At 74.9% G+C, this 4,591-nt stretch carries 6 protein-coding genes; all 6 read left to right on the forward strand.

Annotated features, from left to right (window positions below; all coding sequences use genetic code 11):
* Nucleotides 1-1,425: FtsK/SpoIIIE domain-containing protein (locus tag E1287_RS42125; RefSeq protein ID WP_131971558.1), on the forward strand; the 1,425-nt coding region annotated here is incomplete at its 5' end.
* 142 nt (nucleotides 1,426-1,567) lie between these two features.
* Nucleotides 1,568-1,885, forward strand: a complete 318-nt coding sequence (locus E1287_RS42130) for a hypothetical protein (protein ID WP_131971560.1) — start codon at nucleotides 1,568-1,570, stop codon at nucleotides 1,883-1,885.
* 68 nt (nucleotides 1,886-1,953) lie between these two features.
* A complete protein-coding gene (locus tag E1287_RS42135; protein ID WP_131971562.1) occupies nucleotides 1,954-3,486 on the forward strand; it encodes a replication initiator in 1,533 nt (510 codons plus the stop codon).
* The gene (locus E1287_RS42140) at nucleotides 3,479-3,706 is read left to right on the forward strand and encodes a hypothetical protein (protein ID WP_131971564.1); all 228 of its coding nucleotides are present in this window, start codon (nucleotides 3,479-3,481) and stop codon (nucleotides 3,704-3,706) included. Before E1287_RS42135 ends, E1287_RS42140 begins: the two co-directional genes overlap by 8 nt.
* The gene (locus E1287_RS46535) at nucleotides 3,703-4,197 is read left to right on the forward strand and encodes a DUF4282 domain-containing protein (protein WP_131971566.1); all 495 of its coding nucleotides are present in this window, start codon (nucleotides 3,703-3,705) and stop codon (nucleotides 4,195-4,197) included. The genes E1287_RS42140 and E1287_RS46535 overlap by 4 nt, the downstream gene beginning before the upstream one ends.
* Nucleotides 4,190-4,456, forward strand: coding sequence for a hypothetical protein (locus tag E1287_RS42150; protein ID WP_131971568.1), 267 nt, complete (start codon nucleotides 4,190-4,192; stop codon nucleotides 4,454-4,456). The genes E1287_RS46535 and E1287_RS42150 overlap by 8 nt, the downstream gene beginning before the upstream one ends.
* The last annotated feature ends 135 nt before the right edge of the window (nucleotides 4,457-4,591 follow it).

The raw sequence follows: 4,591 nt of genomic DNA on the forward strand, positions 1-4,591 counted from the left end.
GGGGTGCAGGCTCCGGGGCGGGTCGGGCTGCCGCCGGTGATGCAGCGTCCGGACCTGCCGGTGCGGGCGCGGCTGACGGTCGGGTCTGCGCTGCTGCTGTGGGTGGTGCGGCCGTCGTGGCTGTGGCGGCGTGAGCTGGCGGGGTTGGCGCTGCTGGCCGCGCTGGCGGCGGCCGGGTGGTTCGGTGGGCCCGGTGCCGTGCTCGGCGCGTGGCTGGGTGCGGGGGGCCGGTGGCTGGGCGCTGCGGCCGGTCCGTGCCTGGCGGTGGTGGCGGCGTGGGCGGTGCCGTGGTCGCGTCGGCGGGTGGCGCGGTCGTGGCGTCGGGCGCGGCTGCGGCGGCACTGGGACCGCGCCATGCGGTTCGCGGACCTGACCACGGTCAACGACCGGATCCCGCGTATCCGGCGGGAGCGGTGGGTGCCTGCGGGTGAGCGGCTGCTGGTGCGGGTCCCGCGCGGCGCGACGGTCGATGACCTGGACGCCGAACGGGAACGGGTGGCGGCGGTGCTGCAAGTGCGTGAGGTGCGCGTCGACCGGGATATCGATCGTGCGGACCTGGCGCACGTGGACATCGTGAGGGAAGACCCGTTTGCGGGCTCGGGTGCGGGGCCGCTGCGGTGGCCGTGGGCCTCGGGCGCGCAGCGTTCGCTGGGTGATCCGGTGCCGCTGGGCATCGATGACATGGGCGACCGGGTCGCGGCGCGGCTGCCGGGAAAGCACTTCCTGGTTGGCGGGGAACCCGAGAGCGGCAAATCGGTGGTGCTGTCGCTGCTGCTGGCGGCGGCTGCGCTGGACCCTCACGCGCAGGTGTGGGGGTGGGACGCCAAGTTGGTGGAGCTGGCGTTGTGGCGACCGATCATGACCCGGTTCGCCGATTACGACATGGACGCGGCGATCACGCAGCAGGAGGACCTGGTGCGGGAGATGAACGCACGGTACGCGGTGCTGGAGCGGGCGGGGCGGCGGGCGCTGCGGCCGGGTGAGGCTCCGGTGATCCTGGCCGTGACGGACGAGCTTCGGTTCTATACCGCCAACCTCGACCGCAAAGCCGCGCGGCATTTCAACGCGCTGGGTCTGGACGTGGCGGCGCGGGGCCGGGCGTCGCTGATCGTCCAGGCGAGCGCGACGCAGAAACCGGCGGGTGACGTGGTTCCGACCGGGTGGCGGGACTTGATGGCGCTGCGGTGGGCGATGCGGTGCACCACGCGGGACGCCTCCGACACGATCCTGGGCGCGGGGATGGCCACGGCCGGTTACGACGCTTCGGAGATCGATATCCGCACGCGGGGTGTCGGGCTGCTGTACGCCGAGGGCGGCATGCCGCGCCGGGTGCGGTCGTATTACCTGGACGACAACGAGATCCGGTCGATCGTGGCGCGGGGTGCGGCGCTGCGGCGGCTGGTGGCCGGGGACCGCTGGGTCTGACCCGGCGGCCGGTCCCCCTTTTCCCCTTCTCTCTTCCTCTCTTCTTCTCTTCAACCGATCAAAGGGGCCTCGCGTGGGCGGGGTCGGCGGCAGCGTGCCCGCCGCGCGGGCCCCTCTCACTCTTGCGTTGGGAGCAGGCACGATGACCGAGGTTTCTCAAGAGCTGGCCGGGCGGGTGTGCCCGTGCGCGGCGGCGGTGGCGGGGCGGGTGTATCCCCTCACCCGTCCGGCGGGGCCGGTGGATGACGACCGGTTCTCGGCGGCGGTGGTACGTGAAGTCGCTGACGTACTGGCGGCGTTCGGGTTCCCGTGGATCGAGGACGACTGTCCGGACTGGTACGCGCTGAGCTGGTGCCTGTGGCGGTTCGTCTACGGGTACGGCGGGCGCGGCCGTCACAGCACGGACATGCCGGGGGGTGAGGGCCCGGCGGCGGAGTCCGGAACGGGCGGCGGGTCATGAGTCGCCGGCGGGATGACCGCAGGTCACCCCGGAGGGGCGTAGTCCTGCCGTCCACGGTGGCGGCGCGGGTGAACCCCCAGAACGCGGCGGCGCGGGGCGCGGTTGCGGGTGGGGTGCTGGCGGGGATGCTGGCGCGGGTCGCGAACGATGATGAGTGGCGGGCGTGGGCGCGTCAGGTGGCGCACGCGGGGCATTGCGCGCGGCCGGTGCGGGTGCGCGGCGGGGCTGCGGTGGTGGACACCGGCACGGGTGAGGTGCGGGCGGAGTGGTCCAGCGCGGGCGAGCCGGATGGGGTGCTGCTGCTGGCGTGCGGGGACCGTCGGGCGGCGGTGTGCCCGTCGTGCGCGGAGACCTACCGGCGCGACACCTGGCAGTTGGTAGCGGCGGGCCTGCGGGGGCGTGCGCCGCGTCTGCCGGGCGGGGTGGACGCGGTCCCCGCGAGCGTGGCGGGGCATCCGGTGGTGCTGGCGACCTTCACCGCGCCCGGTTTCGGGGCGGTGCACCGCGCCAGTGGTGAGGGGCCGTGCCGGGCGAGGGTGGGGCCGCTGGTGTGCGGGCACGCGGTGCGGCGGTGGTGCGACGCGCGGCACGGGCCGGGTGATCCGCTGGTGGGGCGGCCGTTGTGCTGGGACTGCTACGACTACGCCGGTCACGTGCTGTGGCATGCGGCGGTGCCGGAACTGTGGCGGCGCACGGTGATCTACCTGTACCGGGCGCTCGCACGCATCGGGACCGAACGTCTCGGGGTGCCGGTCACGGTCCGCGCGGTCCGCACGATGCTGCGGGTCTCGTATGTGAAGGTCGCTGAATACCAGCGGCGCGGCGCGATCCACCTGCACGCGGTGATCCGGCTGGACGGGGTGGACGCTGACGCAGGTGAGGCGGTGACGGCTCCGCCGGGCTGGGCGGACGCGGCGGCGCTGGGGGCGGCGATCGGTGAGGCGGCGCGGCGGGTGCGGGTGCCGCTGCCGAACGTCGGCGCGCACGTCGGGATGGTGGCGCGGTGGGGCGGGCAACTGGACGTCGCACCGATCAGCGATCCGGCGCGGGCGGCGGCCTACCTGGCCAAGTACGCCACCAAAACGGCGGCCGACACCTTCGCGGGGCTGCCCGCGCGGCGGCTCGGACGGCGGGAGATCACCCGGATCGGCCGCAAGGTCAACAACCCGCACGTGATGCTGCTGGTGCTGGCCTGCGTGCGGCTGGGCGAACGGCCCGAATGCGCGGGGCTGCGGCTGGCCGAACACGCGCACGCGCTGGGCTTCCGGGGCCATTTCGCGACCAAGAGCCGCTGGTACTCGGTCACGCGGGCGACGCTGGGCGCGGTGCGGCGGGCCTGGCGCACACGCGGCCGCGACCGGGCAGGCCCTGACCCCTGGGCCGACACCGGCGCTGACATCGGCGCAGACGGCCAGGGCGACGGGGGCGCGGTGATCGTGCGTGAGTGGCGGTATCTGGGGACCGGGTGGGCGCGGCTGGGTGATGCCGATCTCGCCGCGACACTGGCCCGCGATCACGCGGCGGCGCGGGAGTTCGCCGACCTGGTCACGGTGTCACGGCGGCCGGAGGCTCCGGCCCCGGCGGGGGTGCGCGGTGATTGACGGGCTGGTGGACGCGGTGGTGATCGTGGCGGCGCTGGCGGCGGTGCCGCTGCTGCTGCGGCTGGCCTCCGGCGGCGGCGGACGGGGCGGCCGGGTGACGTTCCGGCTCCGGGTGCCGCTGCGGCATCGCCATCCGGGCTTGTGGTGGTCGGGGGTGCTGCTGGGCGGGCTGGCGCTGGGCGTGCTGTGGCTGGCGGACTCGTGCGGGTGGACCTCGTGAGCGGCGGGCCGGTCCGGGCCGGTGGCCTGCTGGAGGGCCTGACCGATGTCGGGTTCCGCCGGATGGTCACTCCCCGGCTGGTCGGCTGGGTGTACGTGGTCGCCTGCGGGTGCGTGGCGGCGGGGTCGCTGGTGGGCCTGCTGATGGTGTGGTGGCTGGCGTCCTGGGCGGGCGGCGTCCTGTGGTGCCTGGCGCTGGTGGTGGTCTCGGGCTCCTTCGTCGCGCTGCTGCTGGTGCGGATCGGCTGCGAATGGATCTTGATGGGCTTCACGCGCGGACGGCCCCTCCAACCGCCACCACAGCCGCCCACACCCGACCGGCCACGCGCGACACGGGCGGCGGCACGGCCGGACGGTGACCCGCGTCCCGGCTCTCTCCCGCCTCCGGGTCCTGCGCCACCGCCGTCGCTGCCGCCGCGTCCGGATACCGGGCCGGGCGGGCGGCCCCCTCGATTCCCTCAGCAACGACCGGGAGGTAACGGCGATGCATGACCAGATGCGGGACCGGGCGGCACGCAAGACCAGACAGGAAGCGGTGCGGATCTCGCCGGTGCGGGTGGCGTGGGCGGTGCTGGGCTGGGCGGCGGCTCGGACCCTGGCCCGGACGGCTCGGGCGGCGGCTGGGGCGGCGCTGGCGGTGCGCGCGGGCTGGTACCCGGTGTGCGGGGCGGTGCTGGTGACGTTGGCGGTGCTGGGCCTGGTGGCGATGCTGGCGGGTCCGCTGCTGGTGGCGGTCACCGGCGGGCGGTGAACACGGTGAACGCGGTGCGGTCCTGCCCGATGGTCCAGCCTGCGCGACGGCGCGCGGGGATCACGGGCAGGGCCGCACGGCAAGGCAGCGCCGCGAATGCGGCTCCTTCTCAAGGGTGGTGGGTGGGGGTTTGTG

This window comes from Actinomadura sp. KC06 (genome assembly GCF_004348735.1).
In the GTDB taxonomy this organism is placed as follows: Bacteria; Actinomycetota; Actinomycetes; order Streptosporangiales; family Streptosporangiaceae; genus Spirillospora.